General features: G+C 63.9%; 24 protein-coding genes. 13 read left to right on the top strand and 11 right to left on the bottom strand.

What is annotated here, in order from left to right; genetic code table 11:
- The first annotated feature begins 23 nt into the window (after nt 1–23).
- On the top strand, nt 24–524 hold the full coding sequence (tpx, locus tag AC3CD9_RS04155) for a thiol peroxidase (protein ID WP_488366445.1): 501 nt from the start codon (nt 24–26) through the stop codon (nt 522–524).
- A 147-nt stretch (nt 525–671) separates the two neighbouring features.
- On the opposite strand, the gene AC3CD9_RS04160 is transcribed toward tpx, so the two are convergent.
- Nucleotides 672–1388 (bottom strand): PIG-L deacetylase family protein, encoded by a 717-nt coding sequence (locus AC3CD9_RS04160; protein WP_488366446.1) that lies wholly within the window; start codon nt 1386–1388, stop codon nt 672–674.
- A gap of 105 nt (nt 1389–1493) precedes the next feature.
- On the opposite strand from AC3CD9_RS04160, the gene AC3CD9_RS04165 reads away from it, so the two are divergent.
- Nucleotides 1494–2156, top strand: a complete 663-nt coding sequence (locus AC3CD9_RS04165; protein WP_488366447.1) for a hypothetical protein — start codon at nt 1494–1496, stop codon at nt 2154–2156.
- Here AC3CD9_RS04165 and AC3CD9_RS04170 read toward each other — a convergent pair.
- The 4 genes from AC3CD9_RS04170 to AC3CD9_RS04185 all read right to left on the bottom strand — a co-directional run bounded on the left by AC3CD9_RS04170 (nt 2126) and on the right by AC3CD9_RS04185 (nt 5676).
- Nucleotides 2126–3361 carry an NAD(P)-binding domain-containing protein gene (locus AC3CD9_RS04170; RefSeq protein ID WP_488366449.1) on the bottom strand — a complete coding sequence of 412 codons (1236 nt, stop codon included), beginning with the start codon at nt 3359–3361 and terminating at the stop codon, nt 2126–2128. The genes AC3CD9_RS04165 and AC3CD9_RS04170 overlap by 31 nt on opposite strands.
- Before the next feature lie 90 nt (nt 3362–3451).
- Nucleotides 3452–4006, bottom strand: a complete 555-nt coding sequence (locus AC3CD9_RS04175) for a hypothetical protein (RefSeq protein WP_488366451.1) — start codon at nt 4004–4006, stop codon at nt 3452–3454.
- Nucleotides 4007–4299: 293 nt separating this feature from the next.
- Nucleotides 4300–4929, bottom strand: a complete 630-nt coding sequence (locus AC3CD9_RS04180; RefSeq protein ID WP_488366452.1) for a hypothetical protein — start codon at nt 4927–4929, stop codon at nt 4300–4302.
- Nucleotides 4930–5088: 159 nt separating this feature from the next.
- A complete protein-coding gene (locus AC3CD9_RS04185) occupies nt 5089–5676 on the bottom strand; it encodes an HhH-GPD-type base excision DNA repair protein (RefSeq protein ID WP_488366453.1) in 588 nt (195 codons plus the stop codon).
- A 53-nt stretch (nt 5677–5729) separates the two neighbouring features.
- Between AC3CD9_RS04185 and AC3CD9_RS04190 the strand changes: the two genes are divergently transcribed.
- The 6 genes from AC3CD9_RS04190 to AC3CD9_RS04215 all read left to right on the top strand — a co-directional run bounded on the left by AC3CD9_RS04190 (nt 5730) and on the right by AC3CD9_RS04215 (nt 10947).
- On the top strand, nt 5730–6113 hold the full coding sequence (locus tag AC3CD9_RS04190; protein ID WP_488366455.1) for a YchJ family protein: 384 nt from the start codon (nt 5730–5732) through the stop codon (nt 6111–6113).
- A gap of 195 nt (nt 6114–6308) precedes the next feature.
- Complete coding sequence (locus tag AC3CD9_RS04195) at nt 6309–6788, top strand: DUF2087 domain-containing protein (protein ID WP_488366456.1); 480 nt, start codon at nt 6309–6311, stop codon at nt 6786–6788.
- A 59-nt stretch (nt 6789–6847) separates the two neighbouring features.
- Nucleotides 6848–7351: a phosphoribosyltransferase gene (locus AC3CD9_RS04200; RefSeq protein ID WP_172169068.1), complete on the top strand. Its 504-nt coding sequence runs from the start codon at nt 6848–6850 to the stop codon at nt 7349–7351.
- Between the two features lie 9 nt (nt 7352–7360).
- On the top strand, nt 7361–8662 hold the full coding sequence (locus tag AC3CD9_RS04205; RefSeq protein WP_488366458.1) for a carboxylesterase family protein: 1302 nt from the start codon (nt 7361–7363) through the stop codon (nt 8660–8662).
- 93 nt (nt 8663–8755) lie between these two features.
- Nucleotides 8756–9865, top strand: a complete 1110-nt coding sequence (locus AC3CD9_RS04210) for a winged helix DNA-binding domain-containing protein (RefSeq protein WP_488366459.1) — start codon at nt 8756–8758, stop codon at nt 9863–9865.
- Nucleotides 9866–9900: 35 nt separating this feature from the next.
- On the top strand, nt 9901–10947 hold the full coding sequence (locus AC3CD9_RS04215; RefSeq protein WP_488366460.1) for a diacylglycerol/lipid kinase family protein: 1047 nt from the start codon (nt 9901–9903) through the stop codon (nt 10945–10947).
- On the opposite strand, the gene AC3CD9_RS04220 is transcribed toward AC3CD9_RS04215, so the two are convergent.
- Genes AC3CD9_RS04220 through pdxS form a run of 3 tightly spaced genes read right to left on the bottom strand, consistent with a single transcriptional unit; the run spans nt 10930 to nt 14001 of the window.
- Entirely contained in the window at nt 10930–12531 is a 1602-nt protein-coding gene (locus tag AC3CD9_RS04220; protein WP_488366461.1) for a helicase HerA-like domain-containing protein, read from the bottom strand. The genes AC3CD9_RS04215 and AC3CD9_RS04220 overlap by 18 nt on opposite strands.
- Before the next feature lie 10 nt (nt 12532–12541).
- Entirely contained in the window at nt 12542–13123 is a 582-nt protein-coding gene (gene pdxT, locus AC3CD9_RS04225; RefSeq protein ID WP_488366462.1) for a pyridoxal 5'-phosphate synthase glutaminase subunit PdxT, read from the bottom strand.
- Nucleotides 13120–14001, bottom strand: a complete 882-nt coding sequence (gene pdxS, locus AC3CD9_RS04230; protein ID WP_488366463.1) for a pyridoxal 5'-phosphate synthase lyase subunit PdxS — start codon at nt 13999–14001, stop codon at nt 13120–13122. Before pdxS ends, pdxT begins: the two co-directional genes overlap by 4 nt.
- 219 nt (nt 14002–14220) lie before the next feature.
- Between pdxS and pdxR the strand changes: the two genes are divergently transcribed.
- Complete coding sequence (gene pdxR / locus AC3CD9_RS04235) at nt 14221–15615, top strand: MocR-like pyridoxine biosynthesis transcription factor PdxR (RefSeq protein WP_488366464.1); 1395 nt, start codon at nt 14221–14223, stop codon at nt 15613–15615.
- Nucleotides 15612–16001, top strand: coding sequence for a hypothetical protein (locus AC3CD9_RS04240; RefSeq protein WP_488366466.1), 390 nt, complete (start codon nt 15612–15614; stop codon nt 15999–16001). Before pdxR ends, AC3CD9_RS04240 begins: the two co-directional genes overlap by 4 nt.
- Nucleotides 16002–16184: 183 nt before the next feature.
- On the opposite strand, the gene AC3CD9_RS04245 is transcribed toward AC3CD9_RS04240, so the two are convergent.
- From AC3CD9_RS04245 to AC3CD9_RS04255, 3 genes are all read right to left on the bottom strand, one after another.
- Nucleotides 16185–16829 (bottom strand): 4'-phosphopantetheinyl transferase family protein, encoded by a 645-nt coding sequence (locus AC3CD9_RS04245; RefSeq protein ID WP_488366467.1) that lies wholly within the window; start codon nt 16827–16829, stop codon nt 16185–16187.
- 3 nt (nt 16830–16832) lie between these two features.
- The gene (locus AC3CD9_RS04250; protein ID WP_488366468.1) at nt 16833–17291 is read right to left on the bottom strand and encodes a LapA family protein; all 459 of its coding nucleotides are present in this window, start codon (nt 17289–17291) and stop codon (nt 16833–16835) included.
- Nucleotides 17292–17393: 102 nt separating this feature from the next.
- Complete coding sequence (locus AC3CD9_RS04255; protein ID WP_488366470.1) at nt 17394–19622, bottom strand: NADP-dependent isocitrate dehydrogenase; 2229 nt, start codon at nt 19620–19622, stop codon at nt 17394–17396.
- 157 nt (nt 19623–19779) lie between these two features.
- On the opposite strand from AC3CD9_RS04255, the gene AC3CD9_RS04260 reads away from it, so the two are divergent.
- From AC3CD9_RS04260 to AC3CD9_RS04270, 3 genes are all read left to right on the top strand, one after another.
- Nucleotides 19780–20421 (top strand): thymidine kinase, encoded by a 642-nt coding sequence (locus AC3CD9_RS04260; RefSeq protein WP_488366471.1) that lies wholly within the window; start codon nt 19780–19782, stop codon nt 20419–20421.
- Nucleotides 20422–20517: 96 nt separating this feature from the next.
- Nucleotides 20518–21297, top strand: a complete 780-nt coding sequence (locus AC3CD9_RS04265) for an alpha/beta fold hydrolase (RefSeq protein ID WP_488366473.1) — start codon at nt 20518–20520, stop codon at nt 21295–21297.
- A gap of 82 nt (nt 21298–21379) precedes the next feature.
- Nucleotides 21380–22450, top strand: a complete 1071-nt coding sequence (locus AC3CD9_RS04270; protein ID WP_488366475.1) for an NADH:flavin oxidoreductase/NADH oxidase — start codon at nt 21380–21382, stop codon at nt 22448–22450.
- Nucleotides 22451–22477: the final 27 nt, after the last annotated feature.

The following is a 22477-nucleotide window of genomic DNA, read 5'->3' on the forward strand; positions in this document are numbered from 1 at the left end:
TCTGAAGAAGGAGAGAGTCAAGCATGGCCAACACAGCATTTCAGGGATCTCCGGTCAAGACCGTCGGCGAACTGCCCGCCAAGGGCGAACAGGCCCCGGCATTCAGCCTCGTCGGCGCCGACCTCGGTGATGTGAACTCACAGGACAATTCGGGCAAGCGCGTCGTGCTCAACATCTTCCCCAGCCTCGATACGGGAGTGTGCGCCGCCTCGGTGCGCAAGTTCAACGAACTCGCCTCCGGCCTGGAGAACACCACCGTCCTCTGCGTGTCCAACGACCTTCCGTTTGCCCAGGCCCGCTTCTGCGGCGCCGAAGGCATCGAGAACGTCGTGACGGCATCGGGGTTCCGCAGCTCGTTCGGCAAGGATTTCGGTGTGACCATGGTCGACGGTCCGCTCGCCGGTCTGCTCGCCCGGTCCGTCGTCGTCCTCGACGAGAAGGGCACCGTGACGTACACGCAGCTCGTTGACGAGATCACCACCGAACCCGACTACGATTCGGCAATCGCAGCTCTGGGAGCCTGATCTCCACTCCGCGGGCCGATGGCAGACCCGCGAAGTACGAACCGGGCGGGACGCACACGCGTCCCGCCCGGTTGTTCTATATCAGCAGCGAGCCGGTCGAAGTGGTTCGGAGCGCCGGCTGCTGACGAGGAGCAATTGGCGAAGTACTCACATATCGACGACTGTGATCGGCAGGGCATAGTCAACGCCGGCGAGTTCTCCACCGCTCGTGGCGATGCCGGGGATCATATCCTTCGGCGCCGGATGATCGCCGAGGGCGTCCAAATAGACCTCGTGTGCCTCAAGCGATCGCACACCACGGTTGACGTGCTCCGCGGTAAGCGCCACGGCGTGAGTGGGCTGGGCGCCATTGATGAGCAGCCGATCTGCCTTCCACGCTTCAAGTCCCTCATCCTTGAGATCGGTGAAGACCCAGGGATTGTCCGCATCGCGAATAGCGTCGACGGTGGCAACTCCGGCATGGCGGTGGTCGACATGATTGAGCCCCCATTGCACCTGGAGGTCGAAGGTCGTCACGACAACCGCATTCGGGCGGAACTCGCGGATCTTCCGCGCGATTGCCCGACGCAACTCGTGCGTGGGTTCCAGCAGACCATCCGGGAAGTCGAGGATCTCCAGATCGTCGACGCCGACGATATTGCATGCCCGACGCTGTTCCTCGGCGCGCAGCGGTGCCACTTCGTCCGGGCTCATGTCCCGGATTCCTGCTTCCCCTCGGGTGAGCAGAAGATAGGCGACTTCTTTGCCCTCATCGGTCCATTTCGACACGGCTGCCGAACCCCCGTATTCCATATCGTCAGGGTGGGCGACCACGCAGAGCACACGGTTGATATCGGAGTCATCGAAAAGCGGGATCTCAGTCATGAGTCCAGGCTAGGCGGCAGTTGACGCTTGCGCCAGAGACCGGGGACGACCAGATGATTGGGTACGATGTGGAGGACCCCACCGATCGAGTGAAGGCAGACAATGATGAACAGACCACTCGTAGCGGTGACGCTGGCCCTGGGCCTGACTCTCAGCGGATGTTCGGCGTTCAAGGTCAGCAGCTCCGAAGATGCGGGATCCAAACCGGCGAATGTGGGAATCGGCGACGGACAGTCGCCTTCGCCGACCGCAACCGGCCCGACGATTCCCGACGGGATGAGCGAGACCACTGTCGACCTGGGCGGACAATGTCCCGTCGAAGTCAGTTTGGCTTTGGGCGCCGCCTGGGCCGATGGCTCCGGCTACGACGGATATCGGCTCTACGAAGCTGATTCTGGCGCGATCATCACTGTCAACTGCATTGATGACGATGGGTCGTCACCACAGGGGTTGGTGGACAAGGCACGGGAAAGGATGTTCAGTACCTCGGGATCGTCCATGGCCAGTGAGTCCACCGGGTCACTGAGCGGGGGAGAGTACTGGGTTTTCCACGGCACACTCGCTCCAGACGACATGCGGGCCGTCGACAAAGAGGACTCCGTGATCTTCGGTGCCGTTGCAGGAGTATCCGTCGACGGTCGGCTCTTCAAGGTCAGCGTCGACATGCTCGCGCAAGCCGATGACATCGAGGCTCAGGACCAGTTTCGACAAATGCTGCCGACGATTCGCCTCGACGATCAGGTGCTCAAGGCCCCTGACCTGCGCTGAGGCTGTCGACTGCCAGACATGCGTTTGAGCAGTTCCCGGGCCGCTATCCTTCCGGCCCTGGTCGCGCCCACCGTGGAACTGGCTGATCCGTAGCCGACGAGGAACAGCCGCGGATCGTCTTTGACCGCGACCTCGGTTTCCATGGAGATCCCGCCATCAGGTGTGCGCAGGCGCAGCGGTGCAAGGTGTTTGAGTGCTGCTCGGAACCCGGTGTTCCAGAAGATCACGTCGACCTCTTCGACACGGGGTTCGTCGAACGGCGCCCATGATTCGGGCACTGCCAGGTGGTCGCTGGCCGAAGGGCCCAAGCCTTCCGACGTGGCAGGCAGCTCCGTGGCGCCGAGTCCGGGGAAGTGGACGCCGTGGGGAAGGATGCGGTCGAACATGCCTCGAGACACCAGAACTCCCGAGTCGATTCCGTCCCGGAATTCTCTGCGGATCGGCAGCCCGGTCGTGCGGACGACGCTGGCTGGGGCCAGACCGGACAGAGTTCGTTCGCGAACGGCTCGTTCGACTTCGAGGCCCCACTGGCCGTCGAATTCCCTGGACGTGAAGTTCGGGGGACGGCGTGTGGCCCAGAGAGTGTCGGTCACCTCGGCAAGTTCGAGGAGAAACTGCGTGGCGGAGATCCCGCCGCCGACGACGAGCGTGCGCAGTCCTCGGAAGTCCTCGACGTCACGGAAGTTCACGGTATGCAGCTGGTGGCCCTCGAACTCCGCGATGCCGGGGATGAAGGGGACGTAAGGCTGGGTCCAAGTGCCGGTTGCGTTGATGAGGTAGTCGCTGGAGAGCGTCACGTGTTCACCGTCGACGGTGGCAGTAATGGTGAACCGTCCCTGTCCGGGTTCTTCGGACCGGACGGTGTCCACTTCAGCCGGGCGGATGACGCAGAGTTCGAGTTCGCGTTCGAACCGGGAGTAGTAGTCGGACACCACCTCCGAGGCGGGGACGTTCGGGTCGGGCCGTCCGAGAGGAAACCCAGGTAGGTCGGAGATGTGGTTGGTGGTGCCCAAAGTCAATGAGTCCCACCGTTCTCGCCAGGCACCACCGGGGCCGTCTCCGGCATCGAGGATGATGAAATCTTTGCCCGGTGCGAGGCCGTCGCGCCACAGGTAGTGTGCTGCGGACAGTCCGGCCTGGCCCGCGCCGATGATGACGATAGGCCAATGAGATTCGATCAGGAGCTCGTTGATTCGGCACACCATGGGGCCATTGTTTCAGGTTTCTCTCGTCAAGGGCTCACTGATTATGTCCGGGCGATGGGCTGAGCCTTTCCGAATGAGAACGTCACGACGTCATCGGGCAGATTGGGCACAGTCTGGCCCGCGAGGATTTGAGTAGCAGTCTTCGTCGACAAGGTAGCGGTGATATCGGTAGACCTCGATGCCGATGTCGTTGCTGGCGACGTGAGCGAATCCGTCAATGGGAAGCCAAGGGCCGCCGTCGACCGAGAATTCTCCGCTGAATGTCGCGGTCATCGACGCGGATACCTTGCCGGATTCTTGGTATTCGTGTCCGATCTGGGGTGTGCCGCCGGGCAGTGGCTTCGCGCCCTTCACAGTAGTGGTCGTGCCCGAGCCGTCTCCGAAGTCCCAGTTGAAGCGCTCTGGGGTGACTTTGACCTTGACGGCATAGGTCAGCAGGGTCATGTCGATATAGCTGACGTCGATGTCCGTCCAGAAGGCGGCTGGTTTGCCGACGACGGCCCAATCCTTCGGCCAGGCGTAGATTGTGGGAGCCGGTATGTCGAAATTCTGAAACTGCGATTCAGGGATGTGCGTCGGGGGATCGGGCCGCGTTGGGGCGCCGCCTCCACCGCCCCCTCCGCCACCGGGGCCGGGTTCACTCACACACAGATAGCCGACGTCTTCAGTCGGGCAGTCAGGCTGACCGCCGCCGCCTCCTCCGCCGGCGCCACCTCCACCTCCGGAACCACCGCCGCCGTTGCTGCCTCCACCAGAGCCGCCACTTCCGGAGCCTCCGCCGCCGGAGTCGCCCCCGCCAGGAGGTGGCTGGGGTGCAGGGGGTTCTACAACTTTGCACTTCTTTAAGCTGAGTGCACTACATCCTGGCCCGGAATGGACACCACCAGACGGACCAAAACCGCTGAGCATGATCAGACAGAGTAGAGAAGCTATAAGCCCTATTTGCCGCAAGGCGTACTCCACAAGCTCTGAGACTCGATTTTCCAATCGCTGTTATCCAACTCAGCAAGAAACCTGACTCGGAGTGGTTCGGGTTCCTGATCAGGTAGCGACTCTCCAGCACCCACCTCTGCAAAATTGGAATTATCAACGCAGGTGAGAACTACGACTTCGTCTGTTCCTGAACCTACGTCTTGAATTACTCGATCTTCAATGCGGAACTCGCCTGCCATGTGCTTTTTATTCTTCTTGAGTTCCTTGGAATCCTGTTTAAGGGTTTCGAGCGCTTCCCCTTTTGCTGCGCCATCAATATTTTCAGTTTTCTTTCCGCCGCTTGAAAACGCCTCGTTCAATGTCGTCACATATTCATCCAACGCCACCAGCGCGCCCTCGACGGCCTTCTTTTCCTCTTTATCGAGGTCAAGGTCGGTTTCGTAGTCGGGGATGGCCACCTCGGCGGGACTATCGGTCGACCCTCCGTCGGTCTGCTGCGCGGGCAGGGTCGACGTCGGTGCGGCTACCGGCGAGTTGTCGGCACAGCCGACAACCGCGACCAAACTCAGCGCAGAGAAAACGGCAACGAATATTTGGGAAGGTCGACGATACGGTCGGGACGATCCAGTTCTCATTCCACGCCTCTGTGGTCTGCAACTGCGGCGCGACCCAGTCGGCCGACACCCGGATTCCCTACATTATTCGACAGGCACGCTTTTTAGAACAGGCGAAGTCGAATCTGTGGATAACTCACGCCCGAGTGCGTGGGAGTACCGACCTGTCGGCGACTGCGGCTACTTGTTCGCTGCCTTCGCAGCCTTGGCCGCGGCCTTCTGCTGTTTCTTGAAGGCACGCACCTCTTGCAGAGTGACGTCATCGACGACGTCGGCGATCGATCGGCGGGCGTCTGCGTCTCCATAGTCACCGGCAGCCTCCTGCCAGCCTTCGGTTTGGAGTTCGAACTGCTTGCCGAGCAGCGCCAGGAAGATCTTGGCCTTCTGATCGCCGAATCCGGGCAGCTTCTTCAGCCGTTTGAGGACCTCGGCGCCGCTGGGGTCACCCTCAGTCCAGATCGCCTCGGGCTTTCCGTCGTACTCGTCGACGATGGCCGCGGCCAGCTTCTGCACCCGGCCAGCCATCGACTTCGGGAACCGGTGGACTGCCGGAGTCTGCGCGAAGATGTCGAGGAAGTCATCCGGGTTCATCTCGGCGATCTCGTCGATATCGAGCTTGCCGAGTCGTTCGGCGAGCTTGGCCGGCCCGGCGAAGGCGCTCTCCATGGTCACCTGCTGGTCGAGCAGCATTCCGACGAGCAGAGCGAAGCGGTCTTCGGCCAAGAGTTGATCGGCCTTAGGATCTCCAGACAGGAACAGTGAAGTCATGACTCCATCTTCGCACGCCGCCTGCGGCTGTCCACTGCCGATATCATCGACAGATGATCTGCCCCTGCTCCGGAATGCCTCCCGGCACCGCCTACGACGACTGCTGCCGCCCGGCCCTCGACGGTGAAATCTGGCCCACCACCGCCGAGGCGCTCATGCGCTCCCGCTACACCGCCTTCGTCCGCGGCCACGAAGACCACCTCTTCCGCACCTGGCATGCCAAGACCCGACCCGACGATGTCGGCGTCGATGATGCCGCCACGTGGCTCGGTCTCGAAATCGTGTCCACCACGGGCGGGGGAGTCGACGATGCCACCGGCACTGTGCACTTCCGAGCACGATTCCGGGACCACCTCGGCGATCATGTCCTCGAAGAGAACTCCTCCTTCGTCCGCCGAGCCGGGCGGTGGATGTACCTCGAAGCGCTCGAGAGCTGACAACCGGCAACGGCTTCGAACACCGACCGCTGCGTCTATACTGGTGTTCGGCGCATCCAACGCCCAGCCGAGGTCGTGTTCCCAGCACATCGACCGCATGGCGAAGGGGAGAGAATCCTCGGACGAAACCGGCACGGTGATTTCCTGACCAGGTTTCGTGCTGGGGGAGACTTGGTCGTTTGAGGAAGTGACACCATGACCAAGGACAAGGATTTCAAGAAGCTCGTTCGCACGCGGATGACCGAAACCGGTGAGAACTACACCACGGCCCGCACCGCGCTGGTCGCCGCGAATCAGGGTCCAGGAATCAACAGCGATTCAGGCAGTGAATCCGTCATCGCCCCGGAGATCGCACGGTTTCGGGCGAAGACGCTGAAGACGTTCATGCCTAACGGTCGCATCGTCGCGATTCCGACGAAACGCCGCGCCCTCGTGCTCGTCCTCATCGAAGTCCTCGCCGCCTTCGACCCGGACCAGGTCTACGCCGAGAAGCGACTCAACGGCATCCTCGGAGAATTTCATCCGGACTTCGCCCTGCTGCGTCGCGAACTCATCGACTACCGCCTGCTCGAACGCAATGCCCACACCGGGGAGTACTGGGTCAACCCGAACCCACCGTCGCACACCGGTTCACAGGCGCAGGAGATGGCCGGACTCGAGGTATTTCTGCGCTGAACCGGCGACAGCGTATCCTTGAAGCTCGAACCACAAACGGGCAGACACGAGGAGCATCCATGGCCTATCACGCCGATTCGACCGATCTCGACGAAAAGGAGATTCTCAGCTGGGACATGTTCGGCCGATCGGCGCGTGAGATGGCGCAGACCATCGCGGATTCCGATTACGATCCCGAGATCGTCATCGCCGTAGCCCGCGGTGGACTGCTGCCCGCCGGAGCACTGGCCTATGCGCTCGGACTCAAGCTCTCCGACGCCATCAACGTCGAGTTCTACACCGACGTCCACGAGACCCTGCCCGACCCCATCCTGCTCGCCCCGATGCTCGACATCGAAGCGATCAAGGGCAAGAAGCTGCTCGTAATCGATGACGTCGCCGACTCCGGCCGCACCCTGGCCCTCGTCCTCGAACTGCTGCGCAAACACGGCGCGGAAGCCCAGTCGGCCGTCATCTACGCCAAGTCCGCATCGATCATCGATCCGGACTTCGTGTGGAAGCGCACCGATCAGTGGATCGTCTTCCCCTGGTCGGCCGAACCCCCGGTCGAACCCAGCAAGTAACCTGACCAAATGGAGGAGACACGGGACATCGCCGCCCCGTGCGGACGCGTGCGCGCCTACGTCAACGACGACGTGATCCGCGCACGAGGCATCCGCTATGCCCGCGCAGGTCGTTTCCTCCCTCCCGTCGATGAACCTCCGGTGGACTTCATCGACGGCGGTCAACCCGGCCCGGCAAGCCCGCAGCTGCGCCGCGACCCGAACGCCGGAATGACCTTCGACCAGCTCGGCGGGCTGCCCATCAGCGAAGACTGTCTGCGCGTGAGCGTGACCATGCCGAAGGACACCATCACCGAGGCGGGGCTTCCCGTCCTCGTCTGGATCCACGGCGGAGCCTACGTCGCCGGGGCCGGGGACGCGGAGATCTACGATCCGCACGCCCTGGCCGCCGAGCAGAACATCATCGTCGTCTCCGTGACCTATCGCCTCGGAGTCCTCGGATACCTCGGAACCGGTCGAAACGAGCACCTCAATCTCGGAGTGCTCGACCAGATCTCTGCCTTGCGCTGGGTGCAGACGAACATCTCCGCCTTCGGCGGCAACCCGGACAACGTCACGATCGCCGGGCAGAGCGCCGGAGCAGACGCCTGCGCCCACCTCATGATCGCCGAAGGCACCGAAGGACTCTTCCATCGTGTGCTCATGGCCTCAGCACCCTTGGGGCTCGCCGGCGGCACCGACGCAATGAACTGGGCAATGGGGAAAGTCGCTGCGAAGATCGACCCTGAAGCCAGCGTCGACGACATCCTCCGCGCACAGGAAGAAGTGCACAGGGCCGCCCTTGTCGGTGGTCTGCATGCCGGAATGTGCTTCGGAGTCCGCTACGGTCAATACCCTCTGCCATCGCGATCGAAGGCCGCCGAGGCCTGGGTCGAAGTCGCCCCGAAATTCGACGTGCTCATGACCCGCACGGAACGCGAGATCGCGTTCTTCGCCGGTTTTGTTCCCGCACTGCGTCGCCTCCACGACCGCACCCTGACCTCTCCGATGCTCGAATCCCTCATCTCCGGAATCACGTCGGCGGTCTACACCCGGGCCGGCCGCGAATTCTACGACCGCCACCGGATGTCCGGCGGTCAAGGAGCCCGCCTGCTCATCGTCTCCCGCGGAGACGGCAGCTTCTTCGACGCCGCGCACTCGGGAGATCTGCCGCTGATCTTTCCCGGAGACATCTGGCACGAGTCTTTCCTCGACTACGGTGCGACCACCGATATCGCCGGTCCCGAGCTGCGCCGGATCTGGGGTGTCTTCGCCACCTCGGGCACACTGCCGCGCGTGCGGGTGCCCGGACTCATCGACATCATGGGCTGAACAGCCTCGACTGCGCAATCCCTCGATTTCGCCATCCCCGAACTGTCGTCTTTTCACAACCCCCGTGTCACCGGCGTGCACTACCGTTGGACCATGGACGCACATCAGATCTCGGCAGCCCGTCTGATCTCTCAGGGACTCGTCGGACCTCCATCCCAGTCACCGACAGGAACCGACCTCTCAACCGCCGGCGCAGTCGTCGAGCATCTCGGCTGCGTCCAGGCCCAGGCTCTCGGCGGAGCACTGGTCTCCATAGCCCTGCGCCTAGGACCGGATGTCACTGACGGTGTGGCCGCGGTCCGTGCCGCCATCGATGCGGGAGAGATCGTGCGTTCCTGGACCCAGCGCGGCACCATCCATCTGACCACGGCCAAGGACATCGGGTGGATCCTCGGCCTCACCGGGGCACGGATCATGAAATCCACGGCCAAGCGGCGCGAGTATTTCGGCATCACCGACGCCATGCTCGATACTGCAGCGGAACTCGCCACAGCGGCCATCCGGGACCGGGGACCGCTGACGCGCGAAGAGCTGCTCGAGGCGTTCGCTCCCATCGGTGCCGGAGACGAATACGGCCACGCCCGATACCTCATCACGTCCCTGGCGCTGCAGAACATCATCGTCCAAGCCCCCGTGATCGAAGGCAAGGATGACATGAAATACGTGCTCACCGCCGATTGGGTGCCCACACCCACAGACTTGGACACCGAGGCGGCCGACCATGAATGGATGAGACGCTTCGTCACCAGCCACGGACCGGTCACGATCGATGACGCGACACGGTGGACGGGACTGCCGAAGACGAGGATGAGAAAGGCCATCCACGCCGGAATCGCTGCCGGAGAGATCGTGAGCACCGACATCGACGGCACCGACTACGTTCACGCACCGGATCTTGAGGACCGACTGGCCGAATGGGAGACGGCGGCGCAGGAGACCATGCTGCTGCCGGGATTCGACGAGATCATCCTCGGGTACAAGGATCGCAGCGCCACACTCGACCCTGCGAATGAGAGACTCGTTGTGCCCGGAGGCAACGGAATGTTCAAGAACACGGTGGTGACCGGCACCCGCGCACGCGCGACCTGGAAACGATCACCTCGCAAGACCGGTCCGCGAGTCCTCGTCGACACCTTCCCAGGGGAGAAAGCTGACCTCGAGGCCGTCGAATCGGTGAGTGCAACTCACCCGGCCTTCGTCTGAGCACGCAGAGACGACCGACGGTGGACGATCGCCACATGCCAAGCACACAGTGGGCCGGCCAGGTGGGTGAAGGCGACCGACCGGCATCGCCCGTGGGCCGAATTGCCGTTGGGATCATCCTCAATCCCAAACATCCGGCGACCCTGCGATCGTATGCCGAGCTCGTGCCGGAACTGCGCAATGCCGGCGCGCACTACCGAAGCATGACCACCAGCGTCGACCGTTCCGGTCGTTGGCAAGCCGAACAGCTCGTCAAGTGGGGCGCCGACATCGTCATCATCCTCGGTGGCGACGGCACCATCCGAGCGACAGCCCCGGTGCTCGCCGAGGCGGACATCCTGACGTTCCTCGTCCCGACCGGGACCGCGAACGTGCTCAGCCGCCATATCGGCCTCCGATCCTCCCGGCACGCCATCGACCATTGCATGCGCACGATCGCGTCGATCATCTGTGGCGGTCCGCCGACCTTCCGTGCAGTCCCGATCAATACTGCGGAGTTCCAGAGGGCCGACGGCAACCGGCATCGCACCGAGTTCGTCAGTCTCGCAGGAGTTGGGGGAGATGCCCGGGCCGTCGCCTACCACCATGCTTCGCTCGGGCTGCTCGGCTATGCCTGGGGAGCCGCGCGGGCCCTCTTCGCCGCGGACTTCACCGCAAGGACAGACTTCACCGCAAGCATGAAGGACACCGCAAACATGAGGCGCATCGCAAACACAGTGGAGGGAACCGCCTCGGCACCGGTGTGGTCGGTGATGGCGTCGAAGGTGGCTCGTCCTGCAGGACCCGTCGCCGTGTTCCCCGAAGCGCACATCGATGCTCAGACCTTCTCCATGCTCACCGTCGGCCCGTTCCCGCACTCACCCATGGCGCGGTGCCGAGCCTGGGCAGAAATCGCCGCGGCATGCCTGCAAGGCAGACCGGGCGCCCACGCGCTCATGACCTATCGCCGTACGACCGAGACGACGGTCACCGTCGAATCACCGGTACCAGCACAACTCGACGGAGACCTCATCGGCGACTGTCTGGAACTGCGGGTGAGCGCCGGTGAGAAGACACTGCGGGTATCAGCGCCGGCGTCGTGAGGTGCCGAAGATTCCGCGTGCGATCTCGCGTGCCGCGGTCCTTGTGAACTGTTTGAACGCCGAGGACTTCACGACCTGGGAAAACAGGTTCTCGTTGTCTTTCTTCGCCGACTTCTTCCCAGAGCCGCCTGATTCCTCAGGGAAGTCGATCTTGTCCGCCGAGGCGTCGCGACCCTGACTCTCGGCGGGCGCATCGGCAGATGCTGACTTCTGTTCCTCGGCGTGAGCTTCTGACCCGCCTTCGAGGCGCTCGGCGAGGATCTCGCGGGCAGATTCGTTGTCGATCGGCGTGCCGTACTTCTCATGCTGGGGCGACGCCGCCACAGCCGCTTTGATCTCGTCCTCGCTCATCGGCCCCATCTTCGACTCCGGGGCTCGCATCCGCGTCGGTGCCACGGGGGTCGGAGCACCATCGGGGTCCATGACGGTGACCACGGCTTCGCCGATGCCGAGCGAGGTGAGCAGCTCTTCGAGGTCGTAGTCGGACTTCGGGAAGGTCTGCACGGTCGCTTTGAGCGCCTTCGCGTCGTTGGGTGTATGTGCCCGCAGCTGGTGCTGAATGCGCGAACCCAACTGTGCGAGCACATCTTCGGGAACATCCTTCGGCGTCTGAGTGACGAAGAAGATGCCGACACCCTTCGAGCGGATGAGCCGCACGGTCTGCGTCACCGACTGGAGGAAGGCCTTCGACGCGCCGGCGAAGAGCAGGTGGGCTTCGTCGAAGAAGAACACAAGCGAGGGCTTGTCCGGGTCGCCGACCTCCGGCAGGTCCTGGAACAGGTCGGCCAACAGCCACATGAGGAACGTGGAGAACAGGGCCGGCGACTGACTGAGTTTCTGCAGTTCGAGCACAGAGACGATTCCGGCACCGTTGTCGTCGGTGCGCAGCAGATCAGCGGTGTCGAATTCCGGCTCTCCGAAGAAAACGTCTCCGCCCTGGGCGGCGAGTTCGGAGATCTTGCGCAGGATGACGCCGACGGTGGCCTTCGACGCCCCGCCGATGCCTTCGAGATCGGCCTTTCCTTCGTCAGAGGTGAGGAAGGTGAGTACGGCTTTGAGATCGGAGAGGTCGAGCAGCGCCAGCCCTGCCTGATCGGAATAGTGGAAAACCAGAGAGAGGACAGATTCCTGGGTGTCGTTGAGTTCGAGCACTTTCGCCAGCAGGATCGGACCGAAGGAGGTCACCGTCGCTCGCAGGGGCGTGCCGAGTCCCGAATCACCGAGAGTGTAGAACTCGGTCGGATTGGACCGCGACTGCCAGTCCTGACCGGCGGCATCGAGGCGCTTGCGCAGTTTGTCGGATTCGACACCGGCAGCGCCGATGCCCGAGAGATCGCCCTTGATGTCAGAAGCGAACACCGGTACTCCGGCCCGGGACAGCTGCTCGGCGAGCACCTGCAGGGTCACGGTCTTACCGGTTCCCGTGGCACCGGCGACGAGGCCGTGCCGATTGAGCATGGACAACGGAATGGAGATCGGGGTCTCCTTCGACGGCTCTTCACCGTCCAGGGCGACCCCAAGATCGAGTGTCTCGCCGTCGAAGGTATATCCGTCTTTGAGTGTCTGCAACGCCTGCTCAGTCATGAGTCAATCTTTACACAGCGGCACCGAGGTGGTGGAGGAATTCTGCGTGGATTCGTCCATCCGTGCCCAATTCCGGGTGGAAGCTGGCACCCCAGACCGAGCCCTGCCGGACGAGGACGGGCACGTCGTCGTGACGGGCGAGCACCTCGGTGTCGGGCCCGAGTCCGAGGATCTGCGGGGCCCGAATGAATGTGCCCTCGACCGGTTCGTCCAGTCCGCGTACGGTCAGCGGGGCGGTGAAGGACTCGCGTTGACGACCGTAGGCATTGCGGGCCACGGTGACAGCGAGCCCGCCGAGGCGGTCATACCCACCCAGCGAATCGTCGCTGAGCCGGTCGGCCAAGAGAATGAGTCCGGCACAGGTGCCGAAGACCGGCAGACCGCCGGCCATCTGTTCGCGCAGAGTCGCGAAGAGATCCGTGCCGGCGGCGATGCGCACCATGGCCGTGGACTCACCACCGGGCAGAACGAGCGCATCGAGGCCCGCGAGGTGTTCGGACTTGTTGACTTTGCGGGTGTCGACCCCCAGGGAGCCGAGCATGAGCAGGTGCTCACGGAAGGCTCCCTGGAGGGCGAGGACGCCGACTCTCACCAGCCGCGCTCGGCCAGGCGGTGCGGTGCGGGGACGTCGGTGACGTTGATGCCGACCATCGCATCGCCGAGTCCGCGGGAGGCCCCGGCCACGGCCTGCGGGTCATCGAAGTGCGTGGTCGCCTCGACGATGGCTTTCGCGCGTGCCTCCGGGTTGCCGGACTTGAAGATGCCGGAGCCGACGAAGACACCGTCGGCGCCGAGCTGCATCATCATCGCTGCGTCTGCCGGGGTGGCGATGCCGCCGGCGACGAAGGTCACGACGGGCAGACGACCGAGGCTGGCGACCTGCTTGACCAGGTGGTACGGGGCCGCGATCTCCTTGGCCGCGACGTAGAGCTCGTCTTCGCACTTCGCTCCCAGTGCACGGATCTCGGAGTTGATGGTCCGCAGGTGGCGCATCGCCTCGGAGACGTCGCCGGTTCCTGCTTCGCCTTTCGAGCGGATCATCGACGCGCCCTCCTGGATCCGGCGCAGAGCCTCACCGAGGTTGGTTGCTCCACAGACGAACGGCACCTTGAAGACGGACTTGTCGATGTGGTTGACGTAGTCGGCGGGGGAGAGGACCTCTGATTCGTCGATGTAGTCGACACCGAGGGTCTCGAGGATCTGGGCCTCGACGAAGTGTCCGATGCGGGCCTTGGCCATCACCGGGATGGACACGGCGCTGATGATCGAGTCGATGAGGTCGGGATCGCTCATCCGGGCGACTCCACCCTGTGCGCGGATGTCGGCTGGGACGCGTTCGAGGGCCATGACTGCGGAAGCGCCGGCCGCCTCGGCGATGCGTGCCTGCTCTTCGTTGACGACGTCCATGATGACGCCGCCCTTGAGCATCTGAGCCAGTCCGGTGTTGAGCAGGGTCTGTGTTTCGGTCATTGTGGTGTAGGTCCATTCACTGTCGCGGAGTCGATCCGGGTCGACACGGGGAGCAGGACAGATCGATCTCTGTCTGCTGCCAGGGAGTCGGAGGGATCGTGGTTCTTCGGGGTGAACGGCCGTTCCCGACAAGCCTAAACCGATACGTGGCTCAACGAGAGAGCCAGAATCGGGGAAGTATTTTAGGCCAGATATAGGCGATCGCTTTATCATCGACTCATGGTCACGAAGTCACAGGACGGCACTCAGGCCGAAGGCATTGCTCTGCCGGTGAACGTCGACAAGGGTCTGTCGACTCCGCTGCCGGATCAGCTCACTCAGGAGTTGCGTCGTCTGATCTCGGACGGGACTCTGCGCCCGGGGGATGCTGTGCCCTCGAGTCGTCGGCTGGCCAAGCATCTCGGAATCTCTCGCGGCAGTGTGGAGACCGCCTATGCGCAGCTTGCCGTGGAGGGATTCCTCATCGCCGCCGAGCGTTCGGCCACGCGGATCAATCCCGACCTGCCCGCCGCCTCGACGACGGTGGGTCCCAAGCACCGAGTTCCGGACTCGCCGAGGCGGCGCCTGCGCAACTATGTCGACCTGCGCCCGGGGTTCGGCGGCGACGACCCCCTGCGTGAGCCGGCCTTTCGCCGGGCCTGGAGAGAATCACTCGACCTCGACCCGGGCCCGATCGATCCCTTGGGCCAGCCCCGAGCTCGGTGGGCGATCGCCGACTATCTGCGGCTGACTCGGGGGATGGCCGTCGACCCCGACGAGATCATCCTCACCAGCGGGTCTCGCGATGGTCTGCGGCTGCTGCTGAGCCTCGGCGTCTCCGGATCCATCGCCGTGGAGAATCCCGGTTTCCCGGGTCTGCGCCAGGCGATGACCGACCATAAGCTCGTGCCCCTGGAGATGGTCGGCTCCTCGCCGGCACCGGCCGATGTGGCAGCGGCCGTCGTGACACCGAATCACCAGTTCCCGCACGGAACACCGATGCCGGTCGACCAGCGTGCCCGCCTGCTCGACTGGGCGGCTCGGGGAGACGTTCTCATTGTCGAGGACGACTACGACAGTGAGGCCCGTTTCACCCGCACCGTGCTGCCGACCCTCTTCGACCTCGCATCATCCACCGGCAGCTCCGCTCAGGTCGTCCACATCGGCACCTTCTCCGCTCTGCTGACCTCGGCCGTATCGACCGGATACGTCATCGCTCGCGGACCGATCTCGGAGGAGCTCATGAGCCTGCGCGCGGCACTCGGACCGGCGTACTCGCCGATCCTGCAGATGGCCATCGCCTCCTACCTCGGCTCCGGTGGGCTGCGTCGCCGCATCACCCGGGGACGGCGGCGACTCCGGGCCGCCGAGGAGGTCGTGTCCGAGATCGGCCCGATTCCCGGTCTCGTCCACGAGGGGCGCACCCTCGTCATCGAAACGTCTCAGATGCAGGCCGCAAGCCTCCTGCGGGAGCTGGCCGAGCGCGGCATCCTCGTCGCCTCGTTGGCTCGCGGCTGGACCGGTGGCGACGAGATTAGACACGGTCTGGTGATCGCCCATTCGAACGTCGAGGCCCCTGCACTGCGAGAGGCCCTTGGAGAGGTGAAGACCCTGTTGAGTAGGATTCAGTCATGAGGAATTCCGGATTTGCAGTCGACGGCATCATCAAGCTGCTGCTGGCCGTGCTCGGCTTCATCTTCATCGGCGGCCTCGAGGACTTCTTCCTCGCCCCACGCTGGCTGGTCGTCACCGCACTGGTGCTGCTCTTCCTCAGCGCCGCCACCCAGATCTCCTATGCCGTGACCAAGGGGGAGAAGCGCTATCTGAAGTTCCCGATGGTCTTCGATGCGCTTCTCATCGTCGCGGTCGTCGTCGGCCTCATCCTCGCCGCTGCGAGCAACCCTGCCGGCGCCTGGATCCTCTTCGGACTGGTCGGTGTGGGCTCGTTGGGCATCGCCGTGGTCTTCACGACCGGTGAGAACGGCCCGTCCTTCAGCGAAGACGAGCCGCAGAACCCCTGACCACTGCCGCGCGGCGCTCTACGCCGATCAAGCACTCCCGCACGGCGCTCTCCACCGATCAAGCGTTCGCGCACGGCCCTTTCCGCCGATCAAGCGTTCCCGCACATTTGTGGTCGTCTACGGGCACATATCCGCTGTAGGCCTTGATCGGCGGGGAATTCTCGCTGTGGTGCGACGGCGCGGTCAGCGGTTGAAGGCGATGGCCGCGATATGGCCGTCGGGAATGCCGGCCCCGAGATCGTGGATGTCGACATCCGGATGCGGTGAGTTCGGTTCCGGCCCAGCGCCGATGTAGTCAAGACCCGGATCGCGAGCCAGGCCCGTGCTCAACGCCTTGAGAAAAGCTTCGGTGCGCGCCCACACACGGACGAAGCCGGCAGCGAAGTCGTCATCGGGAAGTGCTTCGAGCTCGGCGCGTTCTCTTTCATGGAGCAGTTGCATCGCCTCCAGCGCGACGTCTCGCTCGGGGATCGCTTCGATGTCGAGTCCGACCGGATCGTCGGAGACAGCGATGAGGACGAGGCGACGAGACCTCGAGACCGAGAACTCGCACTCGTCGTGACGCGGTTTGCCCGCCGAATCGAGACGGATCTTGATCGCGGCGGGGTCCTGACTCAGATGCGCCCCGAGCACATGGCGGAGGACGACGCGGCCGGCAGACCAGGTGGCGGCCGCCTCGGCGTCGAATTCCTTCGCATAGTTGCGTTCCTGCTCGGTGAGCACGGAATCGTCATCGCGCGCCCACGCCGCCTCGGCCGACGTATCGGCGAGGATGAGGGTGACGGGCAGTTCGGTGGGCAGTTCGTTGAAGCTGGGGTGGTGCGCCATCGATCAGCGGCCCAGGGCCTTGTTGATCTTCTTCAGTTTGCGGTTGAGCACGAAGATCCGCACCGAACCGATGATTCCGGCGATGAGGATGCCGCCGATCGCAGCGAAGAGCATCGCCACGCCCAGGGGCAGTTCGAACTGCCAGCCGAAGTACTTGAACTCGGCCGGGACATTGTTCTGCAGAATGAAGATGAGCAGCAGGACGACGATGAGGGCGCCGAGGATGAGGGAGACCCACATTCCCGCCGACATTCCGGATCCGGCCTTCGTCGACGGCAGTTCACCGGTGTGTCCCGCCGGAGGCTGTGTCTGCTCATGCCTCTCCTGCGGGGACATCTCTCGGGTCTTGTCCACCGCAGCGGTCTCGCCCGTCGCGGGAGTATCGCTGCCGAGGACTGAATCGGTTTCGGCCAGGAGCTCTTCGGGCGTCTGCGAATCGCCACGCGGGTCTTGAGTACTCATGCGCCCCATCATAACTGCTGATGGGGCGCATAAGGCAGGTTTGCAGAAAGAGTCCCGGCAACGGCTGCCGGGACTCTTTCCTAAGCGGTGTCGATCAGTTGATCAGACGGTCTTGCTCAGCGAGGAGATGATCTCATTGAGCGTGGCCGAAGGGCGCATGGCGGCTTCGGTCTTCGCATCGTTCGGGTAGTAGTAGCCACCCAGGTCGACCGGGCTGCCCTGAACCTCGAGGAGCTCGGCCACGATGGCGTCCTCCTTCTCAGCCAGTGCCTTCGCCACGGGGGCGATGGCCTCGGCCAGAGCTTCGTCCGCGGTCTGCTCGGCCAGCTGCTGTGCCCAGTAGAGGGTGAGGTAGAAGTGGCTGCCGCGGTTGTCGATCTCGCCGACCTTGCGCGACGGCGACTTGTTCTCTTCGAGGAACTTGCCGGTCGCGGCGTCGAGGGTGTCGGCCAGCACGCCGGCCCGCTCGTTTCCGTGGACGTTGAACTCGTGGCGGAAGGACTCTGCCAGGGCGAGGAACTCACCGAGCGAGTCCCAACGCAGGTGGTTCTCCTCGACGAGCTGCTCGACGTGCTTCGGAGCCGAGCCGCCGGCACCGGTCTCGAACAGTCCGCCGCCTGCGATGAGCGGAACGACGGAGAGCATCTTCGCCGAGGTGCCGAGCTCGAGGATCGGGAACAGGTCGGTGTTGTAGTCGCGGAGCACGTTGCCGGTCACCGAGATGGTGTCCTTGCCCTCACGGATGCGGTCGATGGAGAACTGAGTGGCCTCCACCGGGTTCATGATGCGGATGTCCAGGCCCTCGGTGTCGTGGTCCTTAAGGTATTCCTCGACCTTCGACGTGATGTTGCGGTCGTGGGCGCGGGTCTCGTCGAGCCAGAACACGGCCGGAGTCTCGGACAGGCGGGCACGGGTGACGGCGAGCTTGACCCAGTCGCGGACGGGGATGTCCTTCGTCTGGCAGGCACGCCAGATGTCACCGGCAGCGACCTCGTGGCTCATGAGCACATCGCCGGCGGAGTTGACGACCTCGACGGTTCCGGCCTCCGGGATCTCGAATGTCTTGTCGTGGCTGCCGTACTCTTCGGCCTTCTGCGCCATGAGACCGACGTTGGGCACGGTGCCCATGGTCCGCGGGTCGAAGGCGCCCTTGGCCTGGCAGTCCTCGATGACGGTCTGGTAGACGCCGGCGTAGGAGGAGTCGGGGATGACGGCCAGGGTGTCCTGGGTCTGGTCATCCTTGTTCCACATCTTGCCGCCGACGCGGATCATCGCCGGCATGGAGGCATCGACGATGACGTCGGAGGGCACGTGGAGGTTCGTGATGCCCTTGTGCGAGTTGACCATGGCAAGGTCGGGCCCGTCGGCCAGACCCTTCTCGATTCCGGCTTTGACTCCGGCAGCTGCGTCGGCAGGCAGGGTGTCGAGCCCGGCGAGGATGGCGGCCAGTCCGTTGTCGGAGGTCAGTCCCGCCTCGGCGAGGACGTCACCGTACTCGGCGAAGACGCCGGGGAAGAAAGCTTCGATGACCTTGCCGAAGAGGATGGGGTCGGAGACCTTCATCATCGTGGCCTTGAGGTGGACGGAGAAGAGGACGCCGTCGGCCTTGGCCGCGGCGATCTGGTCCTTGACGAATTCGTCGAGGGCGGCGGCGTTCATCTTCGTCGAATCGACGATCTCGCCGGCCAGAACGGGTAGGGACTCCTTGAGGACCTTGGTCTCTCCCGCAGCGGTGCGCAGGCGGATCGACAGGGTGTCATCGGCCTCGATGATCACGGACTTCTCGTTGTCGCGGAAGTCGTCCGAGCCCATGGTGGCGACGCGGGTCTTCGAGTCCTTGGACCATTCGCCCATCGAATGCGGGTGGGCCTTGGCGAAGTTCTTCACTGCCTGCGGAGCGCGACGGTCGGAGTTGCCCTCACGCAGCACCGGGTTGACGGCCGAACCCTTGACCTTGTCGTAGCGTGCCCGAACGTCCTTCTCCTCGTCGGTCGAAGGCTCTTCCGGGTAGGCGGGCAGGTCGTAGCCCTGGGACTGAAGTTCGGTGATCGTCGCCTTCAGCTGCGGGACGGAAGCCGAGATGTTGGGCAGCTTGATGATGTTGGCATCGGGGGTCTTGGCGAGATCGCCCAGCTCCGCGAGTGCGTCGCCGACCTGCTGGTCCTCGGGCAGACGGTCGTTGAACTGGGCCAGTACGCGTGCGGCGAGAGAGATGTCTCTGGTCTCAACCTCGACACCGGCCGACGTGGCGAAGGCTTCGATGATCGGCTTGAGCGAATACGTCGCCAGAAGCGGCGCTTCATCCGTGCGCGTGTAAATGATTTTAGCCATAGTTAAGGACCACTCCGCATCTTCTTGGGGTTTATCGCCCTCCATCCTACCTTCTGGGCCATTTCGGTAGGCGGCCCCGGCCGATGATGGTGCTCACATCTCCAGGTGGCACCCGGTAGTCTTCTGTGTCGGCACGGACAACAGAAAGAGGACGACAGTGGCCAAACTCTACTTCCGGTACGGGGCGATGAATTCCGGCAAGTCGACCGCTCTTCTGCAGGCGGCATTCAACTACGAGGAACGCGGCCAGCGCGTTCTGCTGGCCAAGCCGCTGATCGACACCAAAGGCGCATCGCAGATCGTGTCCCGATTGGGTGTCACCCGTGAGGTCGACTTCGTCATCCCCGCCGACGGTGACGTGGAGCGGATCTACGCCGAACATGCCGACTACGTCGACCACGATGCCCTCATCGAGTCCATCGACGCCCCGAAGGTCCCGGTCGCGTGCCTGCTCATCGACGAAGCGCAGTTCCTCAGCCCCGTCCAAGTGGATTCGCTCATGCGGATCGCCACCACCGCCTCGGTGCCGGTGATGTGCTATGGAATCCGCACGGACTTCCAGACGAAGGCGTTCCCCGGTTCGGCGCGGCTGCTCGAGATAGCCCACACCCTCGAGGAGCTCAAGACGATCTGCCGCTGCGGTCGCAAGGCCATGTTCAACGGCCGCCTCGTCGACGGACAGTTCATCTTCGACGGCGATCAGGTCGCCATCGACGGCAATTCCGTGACCTATGAGTCACTGTGCCCGAGCTGTTATCTCGAGTACTCCGGCGGTAGGCTGTCAACGACAGACTCCTGACCGATCCCGACACTGCTTCCCCGTCGAATCCAACTCATCGACGACCGTCGTATCCAGTCGAAATCCGTTCGCACTTTCAGTTCTCAAGGAGCCTCCATGCGCATCGCCGTTCGTGCCTTCAACGACAATCCCGGTTCCCCCGTCCTCGTCTTCGGCAACGCTCTGGGCACTCGGATGCCTTTGTGGACGCCCGTCGCCGCGCGTCTGGCCGACGATTTTCAAATCTACCTCACCGACCTACCCGGACATACCCTTCCCGCTGGCGATTCCCTCGCCGAGGCGGCCGCCCCGCTGACGGTCGAAGCGCTGGCTTCCGGTGTCGTCGAGTCCCTCGCCGAGCTCGGGGTGGAGTCCTTCACCTACTGCGGAGTCTCGATCTCCGGCGGCGTCGGTCTGACCCTGGCACTCAACCACCCCGAATCGCTGACCGGACTCGTCGTCTGTGCGACGGCCGAGAGGTTCGGCACTCCGGAATCCTGGGACGAACGCATCGGCGAAGTCCGCGCCGCCGGCACCAAGGGACTTGTCGATGACACCGCCGATCGGTGGTTCGCCGCCGGGTTCCTCGGCGAGGACATCGCCACCGGTCACCTCGTCCTGTCCGACCTCGCCCTGGTCGATGACGAGGCGTACATCGCGGCCGCCTCGGCGCTGAAGACCTACGATCTGAGTGGGAAGCTCGGCTCGATCGCCACCCCGACGCTCGTCATCGCCGGTGCTCAGGATCCCGGCTGCACTCCCGAAGCGATGTCGGAGATGGCCGAACAGATCGAGGGCGCTCACTTCGCCACGATCCCGGACTCCGCTCATCTGCCGATGGTCGAACACCCCGAGATCGTCGTCGACCACATCCAGGAGTTCTGCGGCCAGCTCTAGACGGGCGCGGCCTGCCGTGTCTTCGCCGTTCCGGTATTCGGGATCGCTGTCTGAGTCCGGGCGGAACTGGCAGACTGATGTCATGACTGAGCTGTTCGAACCGCTGACGCTGCGCGGAACCGAGATTCCCAATCGCATCTGGCTGGCACCGATGTGCCAGTACTCCTGCGAAGCCGAAGACGGAATGCCCGGTCCCTGGCATCTCGTCCACCTCGGTGCCCGGGCGCAGGGCGGATTCGGGCTCATCCTCACCGAAGCCTCCGCTGTCGTCCCCGAAGGTCGGATCTCACCACAGGACGCCGGAATCTGGAACGACGACCAGGCGGAATCGTGGTCGGCCGTCGTCGACTTCGTCCACTCCCAGGGCAGCGTCATCGGAATCCAGCTCGCCCATGCCGGCCGCAAGGCCAGCACCTATCGTCCCTTCACCGGCGAACCGAAGGGCAGCGTCCCCGAGTCCGAGGGCGGATGGCCGACGTTCGGCGCCAGCTCCATCGCCTATCCGCAGCTGGCCGAGCCCGTGGAGATGACGAAGGACGACATCGCCGAGGTGGTCGCCGCCTTCGCGGCCGCTGCCCGACGTTCGATCGATGCCGGGTTCGACGTCGTCGAGCTCCACGCAGCCCACGGCTATCTGCTCCATTCCTTCCTGTCCCCGCTGTCGAACCAGCGCAGCGACGAATACGGCGGCGATCTCGCCGGTCGGTCCCGACTGCTCCACGAGGTCTATGCGGCCGTCCGCGCCGAGGTCGGTGAGGATGTGCCGGTGTTCGTACGCATCTCGGCCAGCGAATGGACCGACGGCGGATTCGACATCGCCGAAGCCGCCGATGTCAGCCGTGCGCTGTCGGAGGCTGGAGTCGACCTCATCGACGTCTCCTCGGGCGGCAACTATCCGGTGCGGATCCCCATCGGTCCCGGTTACCAGGTGTCGCTGGCCGCGGCGATCCGCGCCGAGGGCGTGCCGACCGGAGCCGTCGGACTCATCACCGATCCGAAGCAGGCCGAGACCATCCTCAGCACGGGACAGGCCGACGCGATCTTCATGGCCCGAGCAGCCCTGCGCGAACCTTCCTGGCCGCAGCGGGCCGCCCATGTCCTCGGAGCCGAACCCGGACCCTACCCTCCGCAGTACACCCGCGGAGCCTGGTGACCTGTCCCTGAACCTCGGAAGCATCAG

It is taken from the genome of Brevibacterium sp. MGP-B1, assembly GCF_057766545.1.

What these genes read in the sequence shown, in the direction of transcription:
- tpx (WP_488366445.1), top strand. Translation starts at nt 24, where the DNA reads ATGGCCAACACAGCATTTCAGGGATCTCCGGTCAAGACCGTCGGCGAA.
- AC3CD9_RS04160 (WP_488366446.1), bottom strand. Translation starts at nt 1,388, where the DNA reads ATGACTGAGATCCCGCTTTTCGATGACTCCGATATCAACCGTGTGCTC.
- AC3CD9_RS04165 (WP_488366447.1), top strand. Translation starts at nt 1,494, where the DNA reads ATGAACAGACCACTCGTAGCGGTGACGCTGGCCCTGGGCCTGACTCTC.
- AC3CD9_RS04170 (WP_488366449.1), bottom strand. Translation starts at nt 3,361, where the DNA reads ATGGTGTGCCGAATCAACGAGCTCCTGATCGAATCTCATTGGCCTATC.
- AC3CD9_RS04180 (WP_488366452.1), bottom strand. Translation starts at nt 4,929, where the DNA reads ATGAGAACTGGATCGTCCCGACCGTATCGTCGACCTTCCCAAATATTC.
- AC3CD9_RS04185 (WP_488366453.1), bottom strand. Translation starts at nt 5,676, where the DNA reads ATGACTTCACTGTTCCTGTCTGGAGATCCTAAGGCCGATCAACTCTTG.
- AC3CD9_RS04190 (WP_488366455.1), top strand. Translation starts at nt 5,730, where the DNA reads ATGATCTGCCCCTGCTCCGGAATGCCTCCCGGCACCGCCTACGACGAC.
- AC3CD9_RS04195 (WP_488366456.1), top strand. Translation starts at nt 6,309, where the DNA reads ATGACCAAGGACAAGGATTTCAAGAAGCTCGTTCGCACGCGGATGACC.
- AC3CD9_RS04200 (WP_172169068.1), top strand. Translation starts at nt 6,848, where the DNA reads ATGGCCTATCACGCCGATTCGACCGATCTCGACGAAAAGGAGATTCTC.
- AC3CD9_RS04205 (WP_488366458.1), top strand. Translation starts at nt 7,361, where the DNA reads ATGGAGGAGACACGGGACATCGCCGCCCCGTGCGGACGCGTGCGCGCC.
- AC3CD9_RS04210 (WP_488366459.1), top strand. Translation starts at nt 8,756, where the DNA reads ATGGACGCACATCAGATCTCGGCAGCCCGTCTGATCTCTCAGGGACTC.
- AC3CD9_RS04215 (WP_488366460.1), top strand. Translation starts at nt 9,901, where the DNA reads ATGCCAAGCACACAGTGGGCCGGCCAGGTGGGTGAAGGCGACCGACCG.
- AC3CD9_RS04220 (WP_488366461.1), bottom strand. Translation starts at nt 12,531, where the DNA reads ATGACTGAGCAGGCGTTGCAGACACTCAAAGACGGATATACCTTCGAC.
- pdxS (WP_488366463.1), bottom strand. Translation starts at nt 14,001, where the DNA reads ATGACCGAAACACAGACCCTGCTCAACACCGGACTGGCTCAGATGCTC.
- pdxR (WP_488366464.1), top strand. Translation starts at nt 14,221, where the DNA reads ATGGTCACGAAGTCACAGGACGGCACTCAGGCCGAAGGCATTGCTCTG.
- AC3CD9_RS04240 (WP_488366466.1), top strand. Translation starts at nt 15,612, where the DNA reads ATGAGGAATTCCGGATTTGCAGTCGACGGCATCATCAAGCTGCTGCTG.
- AC3CD9_RS04245 (WP_488366467.1), bottom strand. Translation starts at nt 16,829, where the DNA reads ATGGCGCACCACCCCAGCTTCAACGAACTGCCCACCGAACTGCCCGTC.
- AC3CD9_RS04250 (WP_488366468.1), bottom strand. Translation starts at nt 17,291, where the DNA reads ATGAGTACTCAAGACCCGCGTGGCGATTCGCAGACGCCCGAAGAGCTC.
- AC3CD9_RS04255 (WP_488366470.1), bottom strand. Translation starts at nt 19,622, where the DNA reads ATGGCTAAAATCATTTACACGCGCACGGATGAAGCGCCGCTTCTGGCG.
- AC3CD9_RS04265 (WP_488366473.1), top strand. Translation starts at nt 20,518, where the DNA reads ATGCGCATCGCCGTTCGTGCCTTCAACGACAATCCCGGTTCCCCCGTC.
- AC3CD9_RS04270 (WP_488366475.1), top strand. Translation starts at nt 21,380, where the DNA reads ATGACTGAGCTGTTCGAACCGCTGACGCTGCGCGGAACCGAGATTCCC.